Source organism: Microbacterium sp. CH-015 (assembly GCF_049707015.1).
In the GTDB taxonomy this organism is placed as follows: Bacteria; Actinomycetota; Actinomycetes; order Actinomycetales; family Microbacteriaceae; genus Microbacterium; species Microbacterium aurum.
On the sequence record NZ_JBNAFJ010000002.1, the window covers coordinates 1 to 23565 of the forward strand.

At 70.0% G+C, this 23565-nt stretch carries 24 protein-coding genes and 1 tRNA gene; 5 read left to right on the top strand and 20 right to left on the bottom strand.

Annotation, left to right across the window (positions count from 1 at the left end):
* Positions 1-1278 precede the first annotated feature (1278 nt).
* Positions 1279-2247, bottom strand: coding sequence for a hypothetical protein (locus ACPYN4_RS04740; RefSeq protein WP_424445752.1), 969 nt, complete (start codon positions 2245-2247; stop codon positions 1279-1281).
* Positions 2240-2515, bottom strand: coding sequence for a hypothetical protein (locus tag ACPYN4_RS04745; protein ID WP_424445753.1), 276 nt, complete (start codon positions 2513-2515; stop codon positions 2240-2242). The genes ACPYN4_RS04740 and ACPYN4_RS04745 overlap by 8 nt, the downstream gene beginning before the upstream one ends.
* 208 nt (positions 2516-2723) lie before the next feature.
* On the opposite strand from ACPYN4_RS04745, the gene ACPYN4_RS04750 reads away from it, so the two are divergent.
* Positions 2724-2891: a hypothetical protein gene (locus ACPYN4_RS04750; protein WP_424445754.1), complete on the top strand. Its 168-nt coding sequence runs from the start codon at positions 2724-2726 to the stop codon at positions 2889-2891.
* A gap of 10 nt (positions 2892-2901) precedes the next feature.
* Here the strand turns inward: ACPYN4_RS04750 and ACPYN4_RS04755 are convergent, their stop codons facing one another.
* From ACPYN4_RS04755 to rplU, 12 genes are all read right to left on the bottom strand, one after another.
* Complete coding sequence (locus ACPYN4_RS04755; RefSeq protein ID WP_424445755.1) at positions 2902-4173, bottom strand: site-specific integrase; 1272 nt, start codon at positions 4171-4173, stop codon at positions 2902-2904.
* On the bottom strand, positions 4170-4427 hold the full coding sequence (locus ACPYN4_RS04760) for a helix-turn-helix transcriptional regulator (protein WP_424445756.1): 258 nt from the start codon (positions 4425-4427) through the stop codon (positions 4170-4172). Before ACPYN4_RS04760 ends, ACPYN4_RS04755 begins: the two co-directional genes overlap by 4 nt.
* 133 nt (positions 4428-4560) lie before the next feature.
* Positions 4561-4636 (bottom strand) — tRNA-Ala (locus ACPYN4_RS04765).
* Between the two features lie 74 nt (positions 4637-4710).
* Positions 4711-5088: a ribosome silencing factor gene (rsfS, locus tag ACPYN4_RS04770; RefSeq protein WP_312678524.1), complete on the bottom strand. Its 378-nt coding sequence runs from the start codon at positions 5086-5088 to the stop codon at positions 4711-4713.
* The gene (locus ACPYN4_RS04775) at positions 5085-6380 is read right to left on the bottom strand and encodes a hypothetical protein (RefSeq protein ID WP_424445757.1); all 1296 of its coding nucleotides are present in this window, start codon (positions 6378-6380) and stop codon (positions 5085-5087) included. Before ACPYN4_RS04775 ends, rsfS begins: the two co-directional genes overlap by 4 nt.
* Positions 6377-6973 carry a nicotinate-nucleotide adenylyltransferase gene (nadD, locus tag ACPYN4_RS04780; protein ID WP_076690730.1) on the bottom strand — a complete coding sequence of 199 codons (597 nt, stop codon included), beginning with the start codon at positions 6971-6973 and terminating at the stop codon, positions 6377-6379. The genes ACPYN4_RS04775 and nadD overlap by 4 nt, the downstream gene beginning before the upstream one ends.
* A 9-nt stretch (positions 6974-6982) precedes the next feature.
* A complete protein-coding gene (locus ACPYN4_RS04785; RefSeq protein WP_076690729.1) occupies positions 6983-7210 on the bottom strand; it encodes a hypothetical protein in 228 nt (75 codons plus the stop codon).
* A 40-nt stretch (positions 7211-7250) separates the two neighbouring features.
* A complete protein-coding gene (locus ACPYN4_RS04790; protein ID WP_424445758.1) occupies positions 7251-8513 on the bottom strand; it encodes a glutamate-5-semialdehyde dehydrogenase in 1263 nt (420 codons plus the stop codon).
* A gap of 44 nt (positions 8514-8557) precedes the next feature.
* Positions 8558-9385 carry a glutamate 5-kinase gene (proB, locus tag ACPYN4_RS04795; protein ID WP_424445759.1) on the bottom strand — a complete coding sequence of 276 codons (828 nt, stop codon included), beginning with the start codon at positions 9383-9385 and terminating at the stop codon, positions 8558-8560.
* A complete protein-coding gene (obgE, locus tag ACPYN4_RS04800) occupies positions 9382-10902 on the bottom strand; it encodes a GTPase ObgE (protein ID WP_424445760.1) in 1521 nt (506 codons plus the stop codon). The genes proB and obgE overlap by 4 nt, the downstream gene beginning before the upstream one ends.
* A 93-nt stretch (positions 10903-10995) precedes the next feature.
* Positions 10996-11253 (bottom strand): 50S ribosomal protein L27, encoded by a 258-nt coding sequence (gene rpmA / locus ACPYN4_RS04805; RefSeq protein ID WP_239280780.1) that lies wholly within the window; start codon positions 11251-11253, stop codon positions 10996-10998.
* Positions 11254-11270: 17 nt separating this feature from the next.
* The gene (gene rplU, locus ACPYN4_RS04810; protein ID WP_076690724.1) at positions 11271-11579 is read right to left on the bottom strand and encodes a 50S ribosomal protein L21; all 309 of its coding nucleotides are present in this window, start codon (positions 11577-11579) and stop codon (positions 11271-11273) included.
* 191 nt (positions 11580-11770) lie between these two features.
* Here rplU and ACPYN4_RS04815 point away from each other — a divergent pair, with 191 nt between their 5' ends.
* Entirely contained in the window at positions 11771-12043 is a 273-nt protein-coding gene (locus ACPYN4_RS04815) for a DUF4031 domain-containing protein (protein WP_424445761.1), read from the top strand.
* On the opposite strand, the gene ACPYN4_RS04820 is transcribed toward ACPYN4_RS04815, so the two are convergent.
* Positions 12040-14565: an Rne/Rng family ribonuclease gene (locus tag ACPYN4_RS04820; protein ID WP_424445762.1), complete on the bottom strand. Its 2526-nt coding sequence runs from the start codon at positions 14563-14565 to the stop codon at positions 12040-12042. The two genes, ACPYN4_RS04815 and ACPYN4_RS04820, sit on opposite strands and share 4 nt — an antisense overlap.
* A gap of 313 nt (positions 14566-14878) precedes the next feature.
* On the opposite strand from ACPYN4_RS04820, the gene ACPYN4_RS04825 reads away from it, so the two are divergent.
* Entirely contained in the window at positions 14879-15493 is a 615-nt protein-coding gene (locus tag ACPYN4_RS04825; RefSeq protein WP_424445763.1) for a vitamin K epoxide reductase family protein, read from the top strand.
* 52 nt (positions 15494-15545) lie between these two features.
* Here ACPYN4_RS04825 and ndk read toward each other — a convergent pair whose 3' ends face one another.
* Genes ndk through ileS form a run of 4 tightly spaced genes read right to left on the bottom strand, consistent with a single transcriptional unit; the run spans position 15546 to position 21178 of the window.
* Positions 15546-15959, bottom strand: coding sequence for a nucleoside-diphosphate kinase (gene ndk, locus ACPYN4_RS04830; protein WP_424445764.1), 414 nt, complete (start codon positions 15957-15959; stop codon positions 15546-15548).
* Position 15960: 1 nt separating this feature from the next.
* A complete protein-coding gene (locus tag ACPYN4_RS04835) occupies positions 15961-16392 on the bottom strand; it encodes a DUF4233 domain-containing protein (protein ID WP_076690720.1) in 432 nt (143 codons plus the stop codon).
* The gene (locus tag ACPYN4_RS04840) at positions 16389-17741 is read right to left on the bottom strand and encodes a bifunctional folylpolyglutamate synthase/dihydrofolate synthase (RefSeq protein ID WP_424445765.1); all 1353 of its coding nucleotides are present in this window, start codon (positions 17739-17741) and stop codon (positions 16389-16391) included. The genes ACPYN4_RS04835 and ACPYN4_RS04840 overlap by 4 nt, the downstream gene beginning before the upstream one ends.
* Complete coding sequence (ileS, locus tag ACPYN4_RS04845) at positions 17738-21178, bottom strand: isoleucine--tRNA ligase (RefSeq protein WP_424445766.1); 3441 nt, start codon at positions 21176-21178, stop codon at positions 17738-17740. Before ileS ends, ACPYN4_RS04840 begins: the two co-directional genes overlap by 4 nt.
* 256 nt (positions 21179-21434) lie before the next feature.
* On the opposite strand from ileS, the gene ACPYN4_RS04850 reads away from it, so the two are divergent.
* The gene (locus ACPYN4_RS04850) at positions 21435-22094 is read left to right on the top strand and encodes a hypothetical protein (RefSeq protein WP_424445767.1); all 660 of its coding nucleotides are present in this window, start codon (positions 21435-21437) and stop codon (positions 22092-22094) included.
* A complete protein-coding gene (locus ACPYN4_RS04855; RefSeq protein WP_424445768.1) occupies positions 22091-22642 on the top strand; it encodes a GNAT family N-acetyltransferase in 552 nt (183 codons plus the stop codon). Before ACPYN4_RS04850 ends, ACPYN4_RS04855 begins: the two co-directional genes overlap by 4 nt.
* 126 nt (positions 22643-22768) lie before the next feature.
* Here ACPYN4_RS04855 and ACPYN4_RS04860 read toward each other — a convergent pair whose 3' ends face one another.
* The gene (locus tag ACPYN4_RS04860; protein WP_424445769.1) at positions 22769-23536 is read right to left on the bottom strand and encodes an endonuclease domain-containing protein; all 768 of its coding nucleotides are present in this window, start codon (positions 23534-23536) and stop codon (positions 22769-22771) included.
* Positions 23537-23565 lie beyond the last annotated feature (29 nt).

Sequence of the window (23565 nt, forward strand, 5' to 3'; positions counted from 1 at the left end):
CGCGGACCGCTACCCAGTCGCCGCGCCCGCGCTACCCAGTCGCCGCATCCGCGCTACCCGAAGCCCCGGCTAAACACCGGTTCCAGGCGATCGTTGCATGCGGTCGGACGCGGTAGTAGTCGAGACGACAGGCGTTGACATGCCCGACGAGCAGAAGGCCATTGCGGACCTCATCGCATAACAGCCACCCGTACTTCATCGTCCCGAACCCGCGCCCGCGCGACCCCTGCTGCCCGGGCGTGCGCGCCTTCGTGCGCACGCGCCACGGCTCGCGGCGGGTGGCGGGGTTCGGGCCCGTCAGTTCCTTCGCGGACGCCGCCCTAGCACGCACGGCGCGCCTGCGACACTCCCGCTGGTAGTTCGCCCGCGGGAGTGGGGTGCCCATCTTGACGGGTCATCGCCCACACCTTCCCGTGCCCCATGCCGGGTGCGCCTTCGCGTGACCGACTACGGCGTCGCGGACCGCGTCACGAGTCGGCTGCGGCCACGGCCCCTTCGGTGTCCGATCGGAGCGGGCCTTCTCACCAAAATGCTTGCCAGATACTGAGACCTGCCGCACCCAACCAGAGCAATCCTCCGATGAAACCGGCCGAAACCTCCAGCCCCCACAGGCGCCCGGCGAGGAACCCTCCCACGACCCCAAACGGCAACGGTCCCACCCATCCTATGAATGTGACTAGCCCGTTCCCGAAGGTACCTGGAATGCTGTGCTCGACTGCAGCACGCTGACAGATCAGGAGTGCGCCGAGACCAACGACGATATAGCCAACGAATATGACAGCGCTCAGATAGGGACTCGGTCGAGCCACGACAGGCGAGGAAGGCCTGACCGGCATCGAGGAAGTCGAGCCCGAACTGGCCGCCCCCATAACCGGCCGGCCCTTGGTGGCACGAGGCGTCGTGGTCGACGAAGCAGCGACGCGCCCAGCCGCCGAGTTTGGATTCGGGCGCATCGCCGCGTACCCAGCCCGCGACCTAATCGGTTTCGGACCCCCAAGGTTCGCTTGGCGACTCGTGCCTGCGCTGGAAGCTGACGTGGGGGGTGGGCTCGTCACGGCTGGCATCGCGACCTGCGAAGGGGGCGGTCCAGTGCGCCTCACGGCTATTTCGCACCATGGACAATTCTCGTTATTCGCCGGGTAGACGTGAGTTGGATTCGCTGCGCATATGGGCACCCGTCGTTCTTACCAGACAGGAGTGCCCGCTAGTCGTATGCGGCAAGCCGGCGACAACACCGCTCGCGAAACGCTCGCGGAGCCTGATCCGGATGAGGACCGATCAGAGCGAAGGATCAGGCCCGCGCCCGACCCGATCGGCCGTGAGCCAGCGGAAGACCGTCAACGAGGACGTCGGCGATGCGACATGTGCGCGGAGGTAGCCGCGGCTGGCGAACTCGAGCGCGTGCCGACGCGGCTCCGTGTACACGTCGAGGGGCAGCATCCCGCCCCGGAAGCGCGCGCGGGACACCTCAGCGACCCGCGCACGCAACTCGACCTCATGCTCGACGAAGTACTCGTCCGCGATGGCGAGGATCTCGCGCACGACGCGACGGTTGTCCGAACGTTCATGGAGGGCGTGGATTAGCTCGGGAGGCGTCGGCTCGTCCTGAGCTCGGATTCGAGCGACGTCCTCACCGGTGCGCTTGAGGGCGAAGAAGGCATCCGCCGCCGCATCGTTGTGGCGTCGCTCCGGTGCATGCACGCGGTGCAACTGGCGTTCTGGAAGCCCGGCCCGCGCTCGATGACGCGCCTGGCGCCGCGCTTCGTTTTCGCGCTCACGATACGTCGCCCGCTGATCGGGGGTCGGTGACCAGGTCGCGTCGCGGCCGGCCTCCCGGGCCCGGTCGACGGCGCGCCGACGTGCCTCGTTCGCCCTCTGCGGGTCCGCTGCCTCACGAGCGCGTCGGCGTTCGGCGATCGCCTCGCGATTCCGGTGGTAGTAGTCGCGCTGAGCCTGCTTGTACGCCTCCGGATGCTTCTGCTTGTACCGTTCGCGGGCTTGCTGTCGCTCCTCGGGGTGCTCCTTCGCCCACGCCTTCGCGCGCTCGATCCCCTTCTTGCGCCGCTCCTTCTCGTCACGCTCGCGCTGAGCCTGATCGCGCATGTACTCGCGGTTCTTTCGGCGGATCTCCTCGCGGTTCCGGTCGCGGTACTCGGCGTAGTACGTCGGGTGAGCGTCGTTCCATGCCTTGCGCTGTGCGGCGAGCTGCGCCGCACGCTCGTCATCGCGCGATTGCGCGTCACTCATGGCCAGCCGCCGTGAGCACGCCGTCGAGCTCCGCGAGCGCCGTGAACAATTCCTCGCGCGTCGCCGTCGGGTCGGTAATCGCTCGCGCGAAGAGCCCGCTCATCCGTTCGCGTTCGGCGTCGGACACGTCACCGAGCCGTACGAGACACCACTCGATGTCCTCGGCGAGGCTGTAGCCCGGATCATGTACCTCGATGCCGGGGTAGTACAGAAACGCGAGCACAGCCACGTGCTCCAGGACAGCGTCAACGCGCTCACGATCGCTCATGGCAGAAAGGTGCGTGTGCCGCGCCCACCAGCCGTTAGGTGATGTCTGGGAGCCGTTCTACGCTCATCCGTGTTCGGCCGGAGGGAGGACGCTCGTGGCCGAACAGAGCCGGTGGCACCCGCTTCTTGCAGCGCGGGAAGGTCCGACGGGCACGTGGAGCTTGCTCGACGCGTTCGACCGCGTCTACGGAACCATTGAGCTTCGTCGTGTGAGCGCCACCGACCTCCGCTACCGCGTCAGCTTCCGCGGCGAGCTCATCGGCTGGTCAACGACCCTCCGCATCGCGTGTGAGCGGCTGCACGCCGAGTTCCTTCGCAACCACGGCCCCAACGGCGGACCGATCGCAAGCTGGGGCACGGGCAAACTGGAGCGATAGGCCGGGAGCCCTACGCCGCTTCGATGTCTTCCTGATCGAGGAAACCCAGCGCGGGGAACTCGGCCACGCCATCATCGTTCGAAAGAAGCGAAGCATCGGGGTTCTCGCGGCGCAGGGTCCGCTCGAGAATTCCTGCGGGCCCTCGATCCACGGTGCGGTCGGGCTCGATGTAATGCCCTTCGGTGATCGCGGTCGAGCCGTGTCCTAGGAAGGTGGCGGCCGCGTCGGCACTCGCCCCGCGTGCGATGACTGTCGCGCCCGTTCGCCGATACCAGCGAAGTGTGATCCCCTCCCCAGCGAGATCAGCCAACTCAAGGAAGGCGCGGAAGGTCCGTCGAACGTTGAACGGGCTGAGAGGCCTGCCCGCGCGATTTGCGAAGATCGTCCGCTGCGGGTCGCTGGTCGGGATGCCGACTAGCCGTGCGCGAATCACGGCAGCAGCGAATTCAGGGACCGCGATGCGGCGGATGGAGTGCTCGGTCTTGGGATGGTCCTGCCGGACCGCGCCGCTACCGGTGCGCAACACGACCGTTCCTGTCACGGAGATCGTCATCCCGCCAGGACCGTCGTCGACATCACATACGCGAAGCGCCAGGCACTCGCCGATGCGCAGCGCAGTGCCGAGGAGCACTTCGATGATGTCGCGAACCTGACCGTCGGGCTTGGGTCCCTTGACGTCGGGACCGGTCCGCCAGCGACTGGCGGCGTCGCGGATTGCACCGATCTGATCGATGTTCAGCGCCTGCCGCTCGCCCTTCGGTCTCCGCAACGGGCTTGTCCCCTGCACGGGATTCCGCGGGATCGCATCATGTCGGAGCGCAAACGCGAAGAGCTGGTTGAGGACGGTTCGCGAGTGGTGCGCGCGAGAGAAGGACGCTGCGCTCTCTGATCTGAGGAACCACTCCACGCGGCCCGTGGTGATCTCCCCGAGCGAGAAGTGCTCGAACTGTGGCCTCACTCGGAGCCTGAGATCGTCGCGATAGTTCTTCTTCGTCCCGTCCGACAGCTCGCGCAACTCCAAATCCTCGAGCCACAGGTCAGCGAGGTCTCCGAAGGAGCTGCTGAGGTCGAGCAGGCCGCCGGCTCCGAAACCGGGTCTGTCGAGGAGACGCTCCTTCAAACGGGCTCGCGCCGCAGATTCGCTGCGAGCAGCACCGGTGACTCTGCGCAAGCGACCGTCGGCGTCACGAATGCGCGCGAGCGCCACGTAAGAGGTGCCGCGCCTGGTGATGCTGATGGTCCCGTAGGAGCCGATCAGGGTCCGTGGCCGTCCGCCGTTCATGCGGCACCGCCGGCATGGCGCTGCTCGTCAGCCTGTTCCATGCGCTCGACCCACGCATCGATCTCGGCCTTGCGGAACCTCAACTGGGTGCCGACACGGAATCCATGCGGCCCACGGCCCTTGCTCCGTAGGTCATAGATCGTCTGGACGGAGACCTTCAACTCGGCGGCAAGCTCAGCCAGCGAGACGTAGTTGCCGCGTCCCGACTCAGAGGTGCCACCGCCATCCATATAGCCAAGGTGCGCGGGCGTCACCGCGTACCTTCCAGATAGCTCCAGAAGGCTCGAGAGCGCCCTGCGGCGACTTGGCGAAGTGTCCAGTACTTGACTACCAAACATTCAAACTCCCTGATCAGGGAGTGAAGTTTCGGCGCTTTACCGGGAGTTTTGGTGGACCTGAGGGGACTCGAACCCCTGACCCCCTGCATGCCATGCAGGTGCGCTACCAGCTGCGCCACAGGCCCATTCTTTGGGTTGTCACCGCTGTCGCGGCAACCCTTCGATGCTACTACATCTCCGGAGAGGCCATGACCACCCGCTACTCCGTCGCGGCCGGTGCGGTGCTCTCGATCGGGACGATCGGGCAGTCCTTCCACAGCCGCTCCAGGCCGTAGAATACCCGCTCCTGCTCGTGGAAGACGTGCACGACGAGGTCGCCGAAGTCGAGCAGCACCCAGCGCGATTCCTGGCGACCCTCTCGCCGCAGACGCTTCACGCCCTGCTCCAGCATCGCCTCCTCCACGGCATCCGCGATGGCGGCGACGTTGCGCTCGCTCGACCCGGTCGCCAGGAGGAAGACGTCCACGAGCGGCAGGGGCTCGGAGACGTCGAACGCCAGCAGATCCTCGGCGCCCTTGCTCTCCGCGGCGGCCGCCGCGATCTGGACGAGCTCACGCGTGCGCGCTGCGGCGGTCATCCGATGGCTCCCGTCACGAGGGCGACGATCAGGACGCCGGTCAGCGCGAGTGCGAGCGCGCCGGCGGTGATGACGAGGGCGAGCATCAGCCGGCTGCCCTTCTCGGGCGCCGGCGGTTTGATGATGTCCTCGGCGCTCTTGATGGTGCTGATCGCCGAGCTCGCCGCGATCGGGGTGGGCGAGGACGATGCCGGCAGCTCGCCGTCGACGAGGACCGCGTCGGTCTCCTTGTTGTCGGCGGCGCCAGGCATGGTCCCCGTCGCCCCGAACGAGTCAGGCAGCGAGAACGTCCCGGTGATCAGCACCTCCCCCGTTGCGGCGATCGGCGACGTGAACGAGCCCGTCTCCGGCGTCTGCGAGAGGATCAGCGCATTCGGCGCCGACAGTGCGCCCGTCGCCGTGCTCCCCCGGCCCAGGAGCTGGTCGAAGGATGCCGGGAGTTCGAGCTCGACGCCTTCTCCCGACAGCAGGCCGGAGCCGAAGGTGGGGGCGACGACGGGACGCTCGGTCTCGCGGTCGTCTTCACCGTCCGCCTCGTCTTTCGGGCGGAACAGGGCGTGCGCGTCGTCGGCCGGGCTCTCGTCGGAGGCGGGACCGGCGTCAGCATCCGCGTCGGCGTCATCGGCCTCGTCGGCGGCGACATCGTCGACGGCGGACTCCGCAGGAGCATCGAACACGAGCTCGGCATCGACGGTGGGTTCGGCCGCAGATTCGGCGTCGGCCGCGGGCACCTCATCGATGACGACCGGCTCCTCGGCGGCGGGCGCCTCCTCGTCCATCGTCTCCTCGGCGGCGGGTGCCTCCTCGATGACCGGCGCCTCCTCGGCGGCGGGTGCCTCCTCGATGACCGGCGTCTCCTCGATGACCGGCGCCTCCTCGATGACCGGCGCCTCCTCGATGACCGGCGCGTCGTCGGTGGCGGGCGCGTCGGCGTCCTGCGCCTCGGCGGCATCGTCGGGCGTCTCCGCCGGCCCGTCCGCGTCCGCCGGGGCATCGGCCTCGTCCTCATCGATGACGGGTACGGATGCCGTGCGCAGCCGCTCCTGCTGTCGCTTGGCGCGTCGGGTCAGCGCGGGCGAGCCCAGGTCGACGTCCGCGGCGGCGGCCGGGACCTCGGCGATGATCGGTTCCGCCGCGCGCGGCAGCGGCGCGACAACGGCTGGTGCCGGCTCGGCGGTCTGGCTCTGCTCGATGTCTTCGGGCGTGATGATCGGCGTCGATGCGGTGTTGCGCAACTCACGCAGCTGACGACGCGTCAGCTGCGGAGTGTCGGGCTGGTCGGGTGTGCTCATGCCTCGCTCCGATAAAGGTGGTGCTTCGCAATGTATTGGACGACCCCGTCGGGAACGAGGTACCACACCGGGTGTCCGTTCTTCACGCGGGCGCGGCAGTCGGTGGACGAGATCGCCAGCGCCGGGATCTCGAGCCGGCTGACCACCTCTTCGGGCAGTCCGTCCGTGGACAGGATGTGACCGGGCCGCGACACCGCGACGAAGTGCGCGAGGTCCCACAGCTCGCCGTGGTCGCGCCATCCGAGGATCTGTGCGATCGCGTCGGCTCCGGTGATGAAGAACAGTTCCGCGTCGGGACGCGCCGTCTTCAGGTCGCGCAGCGTATCGATCGTGTAGGTCGGCCCGTCGCGGTCGATGTCGACGCGGCTGACCGTGAACTGCGGGTTGGATGCCGTCGCGATCACTGTCATGAGGTAGCGATGCTCCCCCGCGGTCACCTTCTCCTTCTGCCACGGCATGCCTGTGGGGACGAAGACGACCTCATCCAGATCGAACGACTGCGCGACTTCACTCGCGGCGACGAGGTGGCCGTGGTGGATCGGGTCGAACGTACCGCCCATGACCCCGATCCGCGGGGCGCGCGCCGTTGTCATACCGCGGCCTCAGTGGTGGCCGTGCCCCACCTGCGCCTGGTCGACGGGGTGAGCCTTCGCATAGGCCTCGGCCTTGTGCGCGTGGCGGTTGGCCACGTTGCGGTACGACATGGTGACGAGCCCGATCGCCATGAAGACGATGAACGCGATCAGGCCGAAGATGAAGGTCTCCGCCTGCACGTTGCCGTGGTGCTCGGCCTCCTCCGCTGCGAAGGCGAGGATGGTGGCGAAGGTCATGCGGGCTCCGTTCGTTTTCGGGTGGTCTCAGTTTAGGCGGTCAGGCGCGGATCTGCCCGGACCCGCGCGCGAGCCACTTGGTACTGGTCAGCTCCGGCAGGCCCATGGGGCCGCGGGCGTGGAGCTTCTGCGTCGAGATGCCGACTTCGGCGCCGAACCCGAACTCGCCGCCGTCGGTGAACCGTGTCGAGGCGTTGGCCATGACGACGGCCGAGTCGACCTCGGCGAGGAATCGCTCGGCGCGGGCGTCGTCGGCCGTCACGATCGACTCGGTGTGGTGCGTGGAGTACCGGCGGATGTGCGCGAGCGCCTCGTCGAGGTCGTCGACCACGCGCATGGACAGATCGAGGCTCATGTGCTCGGTGGCCCAGTCGGCCTCGGTCGCCGGGAGGGCGTCCGCCACGAGCGCCCGCACCGCATCGTCGCCGTGGATGGTGACCCCGGCATCCTGCAGGGCCGCCGTGACCGGCGGGATGAGGCGCTCGGCGGCGTCGCGCAGCACCAGCACCGTCTCGACCGCGTTGCAGACGCTCGGGCGCTGCACCTTCGCGTTCACGACGATCTGCTCGGCCCACTCGAGCGGCGCCGAGGAGTCGAGCACGATGTGGACCACGCCGGCGCCGGTTTCGATGACGGGGACGGCCGATTGCGTGACGACCGTCTCGATGAGCTCCGCGCTGCCGCGGGGCACGAGCACGTCGACGAGGCCGCGCGCCTGCATGAGCGCGTGCGCGCCGTCGCGACCGAAGTCGTCGACGGTCTGGATCGCTTCGGGGTCCACTCCGCACTCCGCGAGCGCATCGCGCATGACCGCGACCAGGGCGGCGTTGGTGGACTGCGCCGCCGTGCCACCGCGCAGCACCACGGCGTTGCCCGAGCGCAGCGCGAGCGCGGCGATGTCGACGGTCACGTTGGGGCGGGCTTCGTAGATCGAGCCGACCACGCCGAACGGCACCGAGACCTTCTGCAGCGCGACGCCGTTCGGGAGCGTGCGCTCTTCGATCATGCGCCCGACGGGGTCGGGCAACGCGGCGACGTCGCGCACCGCCGCGGCGAGAGCCGCGACGCGTGCGGCGTCGAGCCGCAGGCGATCGAGGAGCCCGTCCGACAGGCCGTTCTCCTGGCCGCGCGCCAGATCGTCGGCGTTGGCCGCGACGATCTGCGGCGTCGCGGCCTCGATCGCATCGGCGATCGCGCGCAGCGCGTCGGCCTTCGCGGCATCCGGCAGCAGCCCCACTCCGCGTGCGGCGTCGTGCGCCCGTTCCAGGCGCTCCTGCACGGTCGTGGCGATCGTCGTGGTCATCCGCTCAGTCTACCGAGCGGGGTGCGCTCGCCCGGTCGCAGCGCTCAGGCGCCGGTGCGGACGGGAGCGGTGGCGGACGACGGCGTCACGGCGGGATTCGGCGCGAACCAAGTGCCGATTGACGCCCCCGAGAGGGCCTCGTCGACGAGGTCGGCGCTCGTGACGAGCACGCCGATGCCGGATACCGCCGCGAGCCGCGCGGCAGAGGCTTTCGTCGCCGCTCCCCCGGTGCCGACGCTGTTGACGACGGTAGCGCCGAACTCGAACCCGCTGAGGTCGTCGTCGTGCGCGACCGTATCGATCGGCCGGGCACCGGGCTCGGACGGCGGGCGGGTGTACAGCGCCTCGATGTCGCTGAGCAGCACGAGCGCGTCCGCGCCGATGAGCTCGGCGACCATGGCCGCCAGCCGGTCATTGTCGCCGAAGCGGATCTCGTGGGTGGCGACGGTGTCGTTCTCATTGACGATGGGGAGGATGCGCAGACCCAGCAGGCGCTCCATCGCCCGGCGGGCGTTGGAACGGTGGGTGGCGTTCTCGAGGTCGCCGGCGGTCAGCAGCACCTGGCCGGCGACGATCTGGAACGGGCGCAGCGCGTCCTGGTAGCGGTAGATCAGCACGTTCTGTCCCACGGCCGCGGCCGCCTGCTGCGTCGCGAGATCGACGGGTCGCTCATCCAGCGACAGGTACGGCATGCCGGTCGCGATGGCGCCGGACGAGACCAGCACGACCTCGGTGCCGCGCGCGTGCGCGGCGGCGAGCCCGTCGACGATCGTCTGGATCTTGTGGGCGTTCTCGCCGCTGATCGACGACGAGCCGACCTTGACGACGACGCGCCGTGCTCCCGCTAGCTCCGCCCGTTCTCTCACGCTCACGCTTCCTCGTCGTCCTCCCGGTCGTAGCCGGCGCCGCCGGCGCCCAGGCGCTCCGCCTCGAGCTCGGCACGCGCCTCGGCCTTGGCGTCCATGCGCTCGTGATAGCGCTCGCGGCGCTGCGACGTCGTGCGCCGGGGGTTGAGGTCCAGACGCGGGTCGGTGCCGCGCGGCGCCGTCATCAGCTCCGCCGCCGACGAGAGCGAGGGGTGCCAGTCGAAGACGATTCCGTCGCCCGGGCCGATGACCACCGTGGAGCCGGCCACGGCACCGGCGCGGTACAGCTCGTCTTCCACGCCCAGCTTCTCGAGCCGGTCGGCGAGGAAGCCGACGGCCTCCTCGTTCTGGAAGTCGGTCTGCTGCACCCAGCGCACCGGCTTGTCGCCGAGGATGCGGTAGACGTTGCCGTAGGTGCCGCCTTCGACGCGGATCTCGAAGTCGCGCTCGGCGCCCCGCGGCCGGATGACGACCCGCTCCGGGGCCGGCGCCGCGGCCTGCTCGGCGCGGTGCCTGGCCACGATGTCGCCGAGGGCGAACGTCAGCGGGCGCAGGCCCTCGTGGCTGACGGTGGAGATCTCGAACACGCGGTAGCCGCGCTCCTCGAGGTCGCCGCGCACGAGGTCGGCGAGGTCCTTCGCCTCCGGCACGTCCACCTTGTTCAGCGCGACGAGTTGCGGGCGCTCCAGCAGCGGGACCTGCCCCTCGGGGACGGGGTAGCTCGCGAGCTCTTCGCGGATCACCTCGAGGTCGCTCAGCGGGTCGCGACCCGGCTCGAGCGTCGCGCAGTCCAGCACGTGCACGAGCGCGGTGCAGCGCTCGACGTGACGGAGGAACTCCAGACCGAGACCCTTGCCTTCGCTGGCGCCCTCGATGAGACCCGGCACATCGGCGACGGTGAAGCGCGTCTCCCCCGCCTGCACCACCCCGAGGTTGGGGTGCAGCGTCGTGAACGGGTAGTCCGCGATCTTCGGCCGCGCCGCGGAGATCGCCGCGATGAGGCTCGACTTGCCCGCGGAGGGGAAGCCGACGAGCGCGACGTCGGCGACGGTCTTCAGCTCCAGCTGGACATCGCCCTCCCAGCCGGGCGTGCCGAGCAGCGCGAACCCGGGTGCCTTGCGCTTGGGGTTGGCCAATGCGGCGTTGCCGAGCCCGCCTTGGCCGCCGGGGGCGACGACGAAGCGCGTTCCGGGGACGATGAGGTCGGCGAGCGGCTCCCCGTCGGCATCCTTCACGACCGTGCCGACGGGAACCGGCAGCTCGAGGCTCTCACCGGCGGCGCCCGAGCGGTTGTCGCCCATGCCGAACCCGCCGTTGCCGGCGGAGCGATGCGGCGAGTGGTGGTAGGACAGCAGCGTCGTCACCTGCGGGTCGGCGACGAGCACGACGTCGCCGCCGTGACCGCCGTTGCCGCCGTCGGGGCCGGCCAGCGGCTTGAACTTCTCGCGGCGCACCGAGACGCACCCGTTGCCGCCCTTGCCGGCGCGCAGATGCAGCGTCACCCGGTCGACGAAGGTCACCATGTCGGTCTCCTGACGAGAAAACAGCAAGGGGCGAGCCGAAGCCCGCCCCTCACTTCACTGTGAACCCTTACGGTTCCTGAGCTTGTCGAAGGATCACTCCGCGACAGCGACGATGTTGACGACCTTGCGGCCGCCCTTGGTGCCGAACTCCACCGCGCCGGCGGCGAGGGCGAACAGCGTGTCGTCGCCGCCCCGGCCGACGCCGGTGCCCGGGTGGAAGTGCGTGCCGCGCTGGCGGACGAGGATCTCGCCGGCGTTGACGGTCTGGCCGCCGAAACGCTTCACGCCCAGTCGCTGGGCGTTGGAGTCACGACCGTTGCGGGTGGAGCTTGCGCCCTTTTTGTGTGCCATGTCTGTGTCTCCCTGGCTTACTTGATACCGGTGATCTTGACGCGCGTGAGGTCCTGACGGTGGCCCTGGCGCTTCTTGTAGCCGGTCTTGTTCTTGAACTTCTGGATGACGATCTTCGGACCGCGCTCCTCGCCGAGCACCTCGGCGGTGACGGTCACCTTCGCGAGCTTGTCGGCGTCGGTCGTGACGGTGTCGCCGTCGACGAACAGCACGGCGGGAAGCTCGAGCTTGTCGCCGACCTTCGCCTGCTGACGGTCGAGAACGACGATCGTGCCGACCTCCACCTTCTCCTGCCGGCCGCCGGCGCGCACAACTGCGTAAACCACTTCACACCTGTTTTTCTTCTGCGGAGCACACGGCTCCAGCTGTCTTCATGGGACGAGCACGCCCCGAAAGTCCGTGCTTCACTCTCGATGCGGAGGCGGAACTCGACGCACCAAGGGTCCACTTTACCGGATGCCGCGGTGATGGGCAAAAGCAGGCGAGGGCGTGTCGCGGCGCGACCTAGACTTCCGTCATGGCCATCCTGATCGACGATCCGCGATGGCCGGCACACGGCCGGTTGTGGGCGCACCTGGTCAGCGACACCGATCTGGCCGAACTGCACGCGTTCGCGCGCGCCGGCGGCATCCCGTCTCGCGCGTTCGACCTCGATCACTACGACGTTCCGGAGGACGCCGTGCCGCGCCTCATCGCCGCCGGCGCCCAGCACGTGAGCGGGCACGAGCTCGTCACCCGCCTCATCGCGTCGGGGCTGCGGGTGACGGCGCGGGAGCGCCGCGGACTCTAGGAGTCCGCGCCCTCCGGCGTCGCGGCGACCGGCGTTCCGCTGAGCGCGGCCGTCGTGACGCGTCGCCGGCCCCTCCCCTGCCCGGGCGCCTTCGGCTCGGGCAGCGCGTTGAGCACGGAATCGAGCAGGAGGTCCTTCTCGGTGCGCTCGGCGGACTTGCCCCCCTCACCGCGCTTCTTGCGGGGCTTCTTGGGGCGCTCCGCGGTCGGCTCCGCCGCGGGAGCGACCGCGAGGTCGCCGAGCGGCAGCGTGACGTCGGCGGCGGGCTCCTCGTGGGAGTGGATGGTCGACGCCGCGATCTGCGCGAGCGCGGACTTCGCGCTCTCGGTGATCACGTGTGTGCCGCCGCCCGCACCGGCCGGGGCGGAGGGGCCGTTCTGCCGGGTGCGACGCCCGCCGGAGGACTGCTGCTGCGGGCCGCGGTGCTTGACCACCGGGTCGTGGTGCACGATGACGCCGCGACCGGCGCACACCTCGCACGGCTCGCTGAAGGTCTCCAGGAGCCCCAGGCCGAGCTTCTTGCGCGTCATCTGGACGAGGCCGAGCGAGGTGACCTCGGCGACCTGGTGCTTCGTCCGGTCACGGCTCAGGCACTCGACGAGACGTCGCAGCACGAGGTCGCGGTTGGACTCCAGCACCATGTCGATGAAGTCGACGACGATGATGCCGCCGATGTCGCGCAGTCGCAGCTGGCGGACGATCTCCTCGGCCGCCTCGAGGTTGTTCTTGGTGACGGTCTCCTCGAGGTTTCCGCCGGATCCGACGAACTTGCCCGTGTTGACGTCGACGACCGTCATCGCCTCGGTGCGGTCGATGACGAGCGAACCGCCCGAGGGCAGCCAGACCTTGCGGTCCAGCGCCTTCTCGATCTGCTCGGTGACGCGGAAGCGGTCGAACGGATCCTGCTCGTCCTCGTACTTCTCGATGCGCTCGAGCAGGTCGGGGGCGACGCCGGTCAGGTACGACGTGATGGTCTGGTACGCCTCTTCGCCCTGGATGAGCATCTTCGAGAAGTCCTCGTTGAAGACGTCGCGGACGATCTTGACGAGCAGGTCGGGCTCGGAGTGCAGCAGCGCGGGGGCCTGGATCGACTCGACTTGGCTGGAGATATGCTCCCACTGCGACGTCAGGCGCTGCACGTCACGGGTCAGCTGGTCTTCGGTCGCGCCCTCGGCCGCGGTGCGCACGATGACGCCACTGGACTCCGGGAGCACCTCCTTGAGGATGCGCTTCAGGCGCGCGCGCTCGGTGTCGGGGAGCTTGCGGGAGATGCCGTTCATGGCGCCGCCGGGCACGTACACAAGGTAGCGGCCGGGGAGCGAGATCTGGCTCGTGAGGCGCGCGCCCTTGTGGCCGACGGGGTCCTTCGTCACCTGCACGAGCACGCGGTCGCCGCTCTTGAGGGCGAGCTCGATGCGCCGCGGCTGGTTGCCGGTCTCGACGGCATCCCAGTCCACTTCGCCCGAGTACAGCACGGCGTTGCGGCCCCGGCCGATGTCGACGAACGCCGCCTCCATCGACGGCAGCACGTTCTGCACGCGACCGAGGTAGACGTTGCCGATGAGCGAGGACTCCTGGCTGCGGGCGACGTAGTGCTCGACGAGGACGTTGTCCTCGAGCACCGCGATCTGGATGCGGCCGTTCTTGGAGCGGACGATCATGTCGCGGTCGACGGCCTCGCGACGGGCGAGGAACTCGGCCTCGGTGACGACGGTGCGCCGGCGTCCGGCCTCACGGCCGTCGCGGCGGCGCTGCTTCTTGGCCTCCAGGCGCGTGGAGCCCTTGATGCGCTGCGGCTCGGTGATGAGCTCGACGGCGCGGCGGCGCGGTGCGCTCTGACCGCCCGTCGTGTCGTCGGCGTCGGATGCCGGTGACCCGCCGCCGCGGCGACGGTTGCGCCGCCGGGCGCTCGAACCGCCCTGCGAGCCCTGACCGGACGCGTCGTGCTGGTCTTCGCGGTCCTCGCGCGCCGACCCCGGGCGCGCCGGCAGCGGCACGATCTCGGGCGCGTAGAACACCAGCTGCGTGGACACGCTGGAGACGAACTCCGCCGGCAGGAGCCCGAGGCTTACGGCGGTGGGCGGCTCGGGCGTGGTCGGCTCGGGGGCGGCGGGCGCCTGTGCCTCGGTCTCGGCCGTCTCGGCCACGCGTGACTCGGCCTCGGGTGACTCGGCCTCGGGTGACTCGGGGCCGGCCGCCTCGGCCGCCCTGTCCTCGGCGGCGGGCGTCTCGGCCGCCGTGTCGTCGGCGGCGGGCGCCTCGGCCTCGGGCTTCACAGCCGCGGGCACCTCGGAGGCGGCGGTGTCGGCATCCGTCACCTCGACCACGGCGAGCACCTCGGCGGTGTCGAGGCGGGACGGGTCCGCGGCGGCATCCGCGACGGCGTCGGTCTCTGCGATGTCGGCGGAGATCTCGATCTGCACGTCGTCGATGGTCTCGACGGTGGGCTCGTCGGTGGTCTCGGGCGTCAGCGCCAGCTCTTCGTGGGCGGGAGTGGTCTGGTCGTTGTGCTCATCGGCCATCTCTGGCTTACTCCTAGCCGGCGGCTCCGCGGGCCGTCTGGCGAAATCTGGCGGCGTCACCCAGGTGCTGGGGAACCGCGAACTCACTCGGTCTGCAGCCTCACCCGCTCCCTGGCGGGGCTCGTGCTGCGAAGGGCGTTCATCGCCCGAAGTCTTCGGCGATGCCGTGCGCGGCGCGGCCGCGGAGCATCGGCGACCATTATCGCACTTTCATCCGCGGAATGCGCGAAGCCCCACAGCCGGGTCGCCCGGCCGCCTCCCGAGGCCGCCCGACGACACAGGCGGCACAGGCGCGGATGGGATAATCGCGCTCATGTCCCCGCGCACGATCAACGCCCGCCCCGTCGCCCTCGCTGTGTGGCTGGTGATCGCGGGGGTCATCGGCTGGATCGCGGCGTTCGCCCTCACCCTGGAGAAGTTCCACGCCTATGCGAACCCGGGTACGGCCGCGTCGTGCGACTTCAGCATCGTCGTGCAGTGCACGGAGAATCTGAACTCGCCCCAGGGCAGCGTGTTCGGTTTCCCGAACCCGATCCTCGGTCTCACCGGCTGGGTGGCGCCGATCGTGGTCGGCACGGCGATCCTGGCCGGAGCGCGGTTCGCCCGCTGGTTCTGGTGGGCTTTCTTCGCGGGGATCACGTTCGCGTTCGGTTTCGTACTGTGGCTCATCAGTCAGAGCATCTACGTGCTCGGCACGCTGTGCCCGTGGTGCATGGTGACCTGGCTCGTCACGATCCCGACGTTCTACGCCGTCGCCGTGCACCTCGTCCGCTCGGGCGTCGTGTCCGACGCGCCGCGCGTCCGTGCAGCCGGTGCCGCGCTCGCGGCCTGGGTGCCGCTCATGGCGTTCGTCACCTACGCCGTCGTGCTGCTGCTCGCGCAGCTGCGCCTCGACGCGATCCCCCAGCTCATCGACGTCATCTTCTGACGCGCCCGGCATCTTCTGACGCCCGGTGCGCTCACGTGGCGCGCGCTGAGGATCAGAACCAGATGTCCAGCTCGCGCGCCGCGGACTCGGGGCTGTCGCTGCCGTGGACGAGGTTCTGCTGCACCTTCACTCCCCAGTCACGGCCGAAGTCGCCGCGGATCGTGCCGGGCGCGGCCGTCGTGGGGTCGGTCGTCCCGGCGAGCGACCGGAAACCTTCGATCACGCGGTTGCCGGCGAGGCGGATGGCCACCGACGGACCGGAGAGCATGAACTCCAGCAGCGGCTCGTAGAAGGGCTTGCCGGCGTGCTCGGCGTAGTGCTGCTCGAGCAGGTCGCGGTCGGGATCGACGAGCTTGATGTCGACCAGGGCGTAGCCCTTCGCCTCGATGCGCGCCAGGATCGCGCCGGTGAGGCCGCGCGCCACACCGTCGGGCTTGACCAGGACGAGAGTCTCTTCGGTGGGCATGTCAGTCTCCGTTCGTTGCGGGCGGTGAGGTCGTCTGAGCGCGCTGCGCGTTGCGGCGGTCCAAGGCGCCGCCCTTGATCGTCGCATACGCGTACATCGCGCCGAAAATGAGCCCCACGAGGGCGAGGGCGGGTACGAGGAAGGCGCCGAGGACCACGACGAGCTGCCACGCCCAGCCGAGGGCGATTCCCCACCGGTACCGGACGAGGCCGGTCGTGGCGATCATGAGGAGCGCCAGGATCGAGCCGGCGACGATGCCCCACCACTGCGGCACGGCATCGGGGAGCGCGCCCAGGCCGTACGCGGCGAGGCCGCCCAAGAAGACGATGACCGACTCGAAGCCGAGGACGATCTGCGCGAGCGACTCCTCCGCACCGCGCGCCCGTCGCGCCCTCCCGGGCGCCGGCGTGCCCGACGGATCCGGTGCGCTCATCCCTGCCACCCGTCCTTCCAGTCCTCCGCCGCCGCGAGCTGCACGGCCTCACCGGCGAGGACGACGCTCCCGGCGATGACCACGGCACGACGATCGGATGCCGCGGCCCACTCCCGCGCCGCCTCCGCGGCGTCAGCGAGGTCACGGTGCACCGTGACGGGGATGCCGGCCGCCTCGACGAGGTCGGCGAGACGGTCGGGGTCGGCGGCACGGTCGGAGTCCGGCGCGGTGACGAAGACCTGGGTCGCCGCCGGCGCCAGCGTCGACACGATGCCGGCGGTGTCCTTGTCGCCGAAGGCGCCGAACACGATTCCCCATTCATCGAAGTCGAACGAGTCACCCAGCGCCGCCACGAGAGCGCGCGCGCCGTGCGGATTATGGGCACTGTCGACGAGCACGGTCGGCGCGACGCCGACGAGCTGCAGGCGGCCGGGCGAGGTCACCTGGGCGAGCCCCTCGGTGAGGACGTCGCCGGTCAGCGGCTGGGTGCCCCCGCCGATGAGGGATTCGACCGCGGCGATGGCGAGAGCGGCGTTGTGGCCTTGATGTGCGCCGTACAGCGGCAGATACAGGTCCTCGTACGTGCCCGCGAGACCCTGCACACTCAGCTGCTGCCCGCCGACGGCGAGGCGCTGCGCGGTGAGCCCGAAGCCCTCGCCCTCGACCGCGAGGCTCGCGCGGCGGGCCGCGGCGGCCGTCTCCAGCACGCGCAGGGCCGCGGCATCCTGCTGCGCGGAGACGACGGCGGCACCGTCCTTGATGATCCCGGACTTCACGGTCGCGATCTCGGCGATCGTGCCGCCGAGCTTGTCGGCGTGGTCGATGTCGATCGGCGCGAACACCGCGACGTCGCCGTCGGCGGTGTTCGTGGAGTCCCACGCACCGCCCATGCCCACCTCGATGACCGCGACATCCACCGGAGCGTCGGCGAACGCGACGAAGGCGAGCACGGTGAGCAGCTCGAAGAAGGTCAGCGGCGCGTCGCCCTTCGCGGCGAGCTCGGCGTCGACGAGGTCGACGAACGGCGCGATCTCCTCCCAGGCGTCGGCGATCAGACCGTCGTCGATGGGCTCGCCGTCGATCATGACCCGCTCCGTGAAGCGCTCCAGGTGCGGGCTCGTGAACAGGCCCGTGCGCAGGCCGTGGGCACGCACGATCGACTCGATGATGCGACTCGTCGAGGTCTTGCCGTTCGTGCCGGTGACGTGGATGACCCGGTAGCTGCGCTGCGGGTCGTCCAGCAGCTCCAGCACCCGACGGGCGCGCTCCACCCGGGGCTGCACCCACTGCTCGCCCTGCCGTGTCAGCAGCGCGGCGTAGACGGCATCGGCACGGTTGCGGTCGCTCATGAGGTCCTCCCCACGCGGGTCACCGCGATGGTCACTTCTCCGACGTTGGCGTAGGCGCCCGCAGCGACGGATGCCGTGTACTCGGCGTCGATCGTCTCGGCGCCCGCCAGGACCGACCCTTCGCCGACCAGCACCGTGCGCTCGGGGGCGACGACGGCGTACTCGACCGCGAGGGTCTCCCCCGCGACGTCGGCGGCGGTGAACGCCGAGGCGACGGCCGCGGCATCCTGCGCATCGGCGAACAGCAGCTGCAGGCGGATGCGATCGCTGACATCGAACCCGGCCGCGCGCCGGCTCTCCTGCACGGCGCGGATGACATCGCGCGCGAGGCCCTCGGCCTCGAGTTCGGGTGTCGTCGTGGTATCCAGTAGGACGAAGCCGCCGCCGGACAGCAGCGAGATCGCGGTGCCCTCCGCGACGCCTCCCGCCTCGAGCGTCAGCTCGTACTCCGACGGCTCGAGCGCGACGCCGTCGACGATCACGACGCCGTCCACGACCGACCACACGCCCGCTTTGGCGCCCGCGATGACGTGCTGCACCTGCTTGCCCAGCCGCGGCCCGGCCGCGCGGGCGTTGACCGCGAGGCGCTGACTGATGCCGTACTGCTCGGCGAGCCCCTCCGTCAGCTCGATGACCTGCACCGACTTCACGTTGAGCTCGTCGCGCACGATGTCCTCGAACTGCGAGAGCGCGGCGGCATCGGTCACGGCGACGGTGAGCGCCGGCAGCGGCAGGCGCACGCGCTTGCCCTCCTTCTTGCGGAGGGCGTTCGCGACACTCGAGACCTCGCGGACGGTGTCCATCGCGGCGCGGATATCGGCCGCCGCGGGGAACGCGTCGGCATCCGGCCAGTCCTCCAGGTGCACGCTGCGCCCGCCGGTCAGGCCCTGCCAGACGCGCTCGGTGACCAGCGGCAGCAGCGGCGCAGCGACGCGCGTGAGCGTCTCGAGCACCGTGTACAGGGTGTCGAAGGCCTCGGTGGTGCTCTCGTCGCCGGGGACGACGCCGACCCAGAACCGATCGCGGGAGCGGCGGATGTACCAGTTGGTCAGAGCCTCGGCGAAGTCGCGGAGCTTCGCGGCGGCGGTCGTCGAGTCGAGCACCTCGAGCTCGGCGGCGACGTCACGGACGAGGTCGCCCGTCAGAGCGAGGATGTAGCGGTCGAGGACGTTCGTCGAATCGGTGCGCCAGCGCGCGGTGTAGCCGGTGCCGGGCGGGGCCGCGTCGCCGGCGGACGCCGCGTTCGCATAGGTGGCGAAGAAGTACCACGCGTTCCACAGCGGCAGCAGGAACTCCCGCACGCCCGCACGGATGCCCTCCTCCGTCACGATGAGGTTGCCGCCGCGGAGCACCGACGACGCCATGAGGAACCAGCGCATCGCGTCGGAGCCGTCGCGGTCGAACACCTCGCTCACGTCGGGATAGTTCCGCAGCGACTTGCTCATCTTCTGGCCGTCGCTGCCGAGCACGATGCCGTGGCAGGCGACCCCGGTGAAGGCGGGACGGTCGAACAGCGCACCGGAGAGGACGTGCATGACGTAGAACCAGCCGCGGGTCTGACCGATGTACTCGACGATGAAGTCGGCCGGCGCGTGCTCGTCGAACCACTCCCGGTTCTCGAACGGGTAGTGCACCTGCGCGTACGGCATCGACCCGGAGTCGAACCAGACGTCGAAGACGTCCTCGATGCGACGCATGGTGGACCGTCCCGACGGGTCGTCGGGGTTCGGCCGCGTCAGTTCATCGATGTACGGACGGTGCAGGTCGACCTCGCCGGACTCGTTGCGCGGCAGGCGCCCGAAGTCGCGTTCGAGGTCGGCCAGCGAGCCGTAGACGTCGATGCGCGGGTGCTCCGGATCGTCGCTGCGCCACACCGGGATCGGCGACCCCCAGAACCGGTTGCGGCTGATCGACCAGTCCCGGGCGCCCTCGAGCCACTTGCCGAACTGGCCGTGCTTGACGTTCTCGGGCGCCCAGGTGATCTGCTCGTTCAGCTCGACCAGGCGGTCTTTGATCGCCGTCACGCGCACGAACCAGCTCGAGACGGCCTTGTAGATGAGGGGGTTCCGGCAACGCCAGCAGTGCGGGTAGGAGTGCTCGTAGGAGGCCTCGCGCAACAGGCGCCCCTCGGCCTTGAGCAGTCGGATGAGCGGGCGGTTGGCGTCCATCCACAGCTGACCGGCGACGTCGGTGACCTGCGGCAGGAACTTTCCGCCGTCGTCGAGGCTCATGATGAGGGGGATGCCGGCGGCCTCGGTCACGCGCTGGTCGTCCTCACCGTAGGCGGGCGCCTGGTGCACGATGCCGGTGCCGTCGCTGGTCGTGACGTAGTCATCGACGAGGATGCGCCACGCGCGACCCGTGCCCCACACCTCGGCATCCGCGTAGTAGTCGAAGAGCCGGTCGTACTGCACGTCGGCCAGCTCGGCGCCCGAGATCGTGCGCTCGACGGCGTCGGCGGCGTCGGCGGGGTTCTCGTAGCCGAGGTCCTTCGCGTAGCCGGCGAGCAGCTCGGCGGCGAGCAGGTACCGGTGGGCGGTGGCCTCCTCGGCATCCTGCAGAACATCCGCCGCGCCACGGGGACCGCCCGGGACGACGACGTAGGTGATGTCCGGACCCACCGCGAGGGCGAGGTTCGTCGGAAGCGTCCAGGGGGTCGTCGTCCAGGCGAGCGCACGCACGCCGGTGAGCCCGAGGGCCTCGGCCTTCGCGCCGACGAGGGGGAAGGTGACGGTGACCGACGGGTCCTGGCGCATCTTGTAGACGTCGTCGTCCATGCGCAGCTCGTGGTTGGACAGCGGGGTCTCGTCACGCCAGCAGTACGGCAGGACGCGGTAGCCCTCGTAGGCGAGCCCCTTGTCCCACAGCTCCTTGAAGGCCCAGAGGACCGACTCCATGAAGCCGACGTCGAGCGTCTTGTAGCCGCGCTCGAAGTCGACCCAGCGGGCCTGACGGGTGACGTAGTCCTGCCACTGCTGGGTGTACTCGAGCACCGACTCGCGGGCTTTGGCGTTGAACGCCGCGAGCCCCATGGCCTCGATCTCGCTCTTCTCGGTGATGCCGAGCTGCTTCATGGCCTCGAGCTCTGCGGGCAGGCCGTGGGTGTCCCAGCCGAACACGCGGTCGACCTTCTTGCCGCGCATGGTCTGGAACCGCGGGAAGAGGTCCTTCGCGTAGCCGGTGAGCAGATGCCCGTAGTGCGGCAGGCCGTTGGCGAACGGCGGGCCGTCGTAGAAGACCCATTCCTCGGCGCCCTCGCGCTGGGCGATCGACGCGCGGAAGGTGTCGTCGCGGGCCCAGAAGTCGAGCACGTCGCGCTCGATGTCGGGGAACCGCGGGCTCGGCACCAGTGCGCCGCGGTCGGCGGCTGCGGCGTCTGCGGCGGCGGTGTCCGCGGCGGCCCCGAAGGAGCTTGTCGAAGGGCGAGGGTAGGTCATGTCACTCCAGCAGGTGCTCGTGCGTCTTGCAGCGCTTCCTGCGAGGACGATCGCCGTGCGACCGCGGTACCACCCCGCTTGCCGTCGGTCGGAGACCTCGGGCCACTCACTCTGCGGCTGTGACGGGCCTGCCCCGCGCGGTTCTAATGAGCGCCGCCCCGCGCGTGCCGGGGTCGTGCTGTTCTTCCGCGAGCTCCCCGGTGATGGCCGGATCGATGCCGATGCGTCCATCATACGCGGGCCTACGCTGAAGCACATGGCTCGCCGCACCACCGCCCCCACGCCGCCGCGCGATCACACGCCCGACCTCCCGCCGCGCCTGGAGGAGCACACCGGACTCGCGCCGCGCGCCGACGTCGTCGGGGCGCAGGTCGCGCTGGACGCCGGGGACACGGATGCCGCACACGGACGCATCGCCGAGTCGCGGCTGGCCGCGGCATCCGTCGGCCGTCTCGACCTCACCGGAGCGACGCTGACCGACGTCGTGGTGACCGACCTGCGCGCTGTGGAGCTCGTCAGCCGCGACGGGACGTGGCGCAATGTGGTCGTCGAGGGCGGCCGCATCGGAACGCTCGACGCGTTGCGCGCCGGGTGGGACGGCGTGACCCTCCGCAGCGTCCGCATCGACTACCTCTCCCTCCCGTCCGCGGCGCTGGGCGATGTCCGGATCGTGGGGTGCGAGATCGGAACCCTCGACGTGCCCGAGGCGCGGCTGACGCGGGTGCGGTTCGACGACGCGCGTGCCGACGAGGTCGATACGCGGGGGCTCCGGTCGACGGATGTCGACCTCACGGGGCTGGAGGCGCTGTCCTTCACCGATCCGCGGGGTCTCGCGGGTGCGTGGCTGTCTCCGCGGCAGAGCGAGCTGCACGCGGCGTCGTTCGCGCACGCCCTCGGCATCCGGATCGCCCCGTGACGATCGCGACCGCGCGGCTCGATCTGCGTGAGATGAGCGAGGCCGACCTGCCTGCCCTGGCGGCGATTCTCACCGATCCCGTCGCCATGGTCGCCTACGAGGGCGCGTTCAGCGCGGGTGAGGTCGAGGAGTGGCTGCAGCGGCAGCGCGACCGGTACGCGCGCGACGGTTTCGGGCTGTGGGCGGTGGTGCTGCGCGCGAGCGGGGAGATGATCGGCCAGTGCGGCATCACGCTGCAGCGCATCGACGACGACGAGGTGACCGAGGTCGGCTACCTGTTCCAGCGGGCGCACTGGCATCGGGGCTACGCGCTCGAAGCAGCCGCCGCATGTCGGGACTGGGCCTTCGAGCACCTGGCGATCGACGACCTCTACGCGAAGGTCCGTTCGACCAACGTCGCCTCCATGAACGTCGCCATCCGACTCGGCATGACGGTCCGCCGCACCTTCACGACGCACTACCGCGGTGTCGACATGCCGCACCTCGCGTTCGCGCTGGATCGGGTCGCGTGGGACCGCCGCGTGCCGGCGCCGGTGCCGACGGCGTAGGCGTCTGTCGTTCGGCCGATTCCGAGGAGAAAGGCGGATTCCGAGGAGCGGATGCCGGCTTCTGCTCCTCGGAATCCGCCATCTCCGCGGCATCCGCCCGTCCCCTCGCGTCGAGAAGCGCGGCGCTCACCGCACCAGGTGAAGGCCTTGCGCGATCGCGCGCTGCACGAGCGACTGCACCTCGTGCCAGCGGTTCACGACCTGGTCGTAGCCGACCCGGATCACGTGATAGCCGAGGAGCATGAGCTGCGCGTCGTGGCGGATGTCGCTGTCGCGCTGCGCGCCGACGTGGGTGCCGCCGTCGATCTGCAGGACGAGTCGGTCGCCGATGAGAAAGTCGACCCGGTGCCCCGCCAGCCACACCTGCGGTGTGATCGGCACCCGCAACCACGCCAGTCGGGGCGGGATGAACGACTCGAGCCCCGAGCCGGAGTACGGCGATGCCTGCTCCAGGATCTCCTGCGCGCGACCGCGGAAGGGCAGGCGCCGCAGCTCCGGCAGGGTGACCAGGCGCTTGTCGAGCGCCGACTCCCAGACCGCGAGCGCCTCCTCGAACGGCACACAGCCGGCCACGAGTGCGAGCGTGTTCTCGATCGTGTCCTCCACCGCATCGGGATGCCGCGGCACGATCGGCTGCGCCCAGTGCACGACCGCCTTCGGCTCGCCCGTCGCCGCATCGGTGCCGATGTGGACAGTGCTCGAGCACGGCGGCGCGGCCACGTGCGGCCGGTCCGGCGCGTCCAGCACCCACAGGCCCATCCGTTGGGCGCGTGTCACGCACGAGATGACCACCCCCGCGCGCGTGGCCGACAGCAGCAGCGGATCGGCGCCGGGGAGCGCCACCCAGCCCTTCCGTGGCCGCACCAGCTCCCTGGCATCGACGGCGCGCCGCACGGCCCGCTCGCTCCAGCCGTGGTGACGCA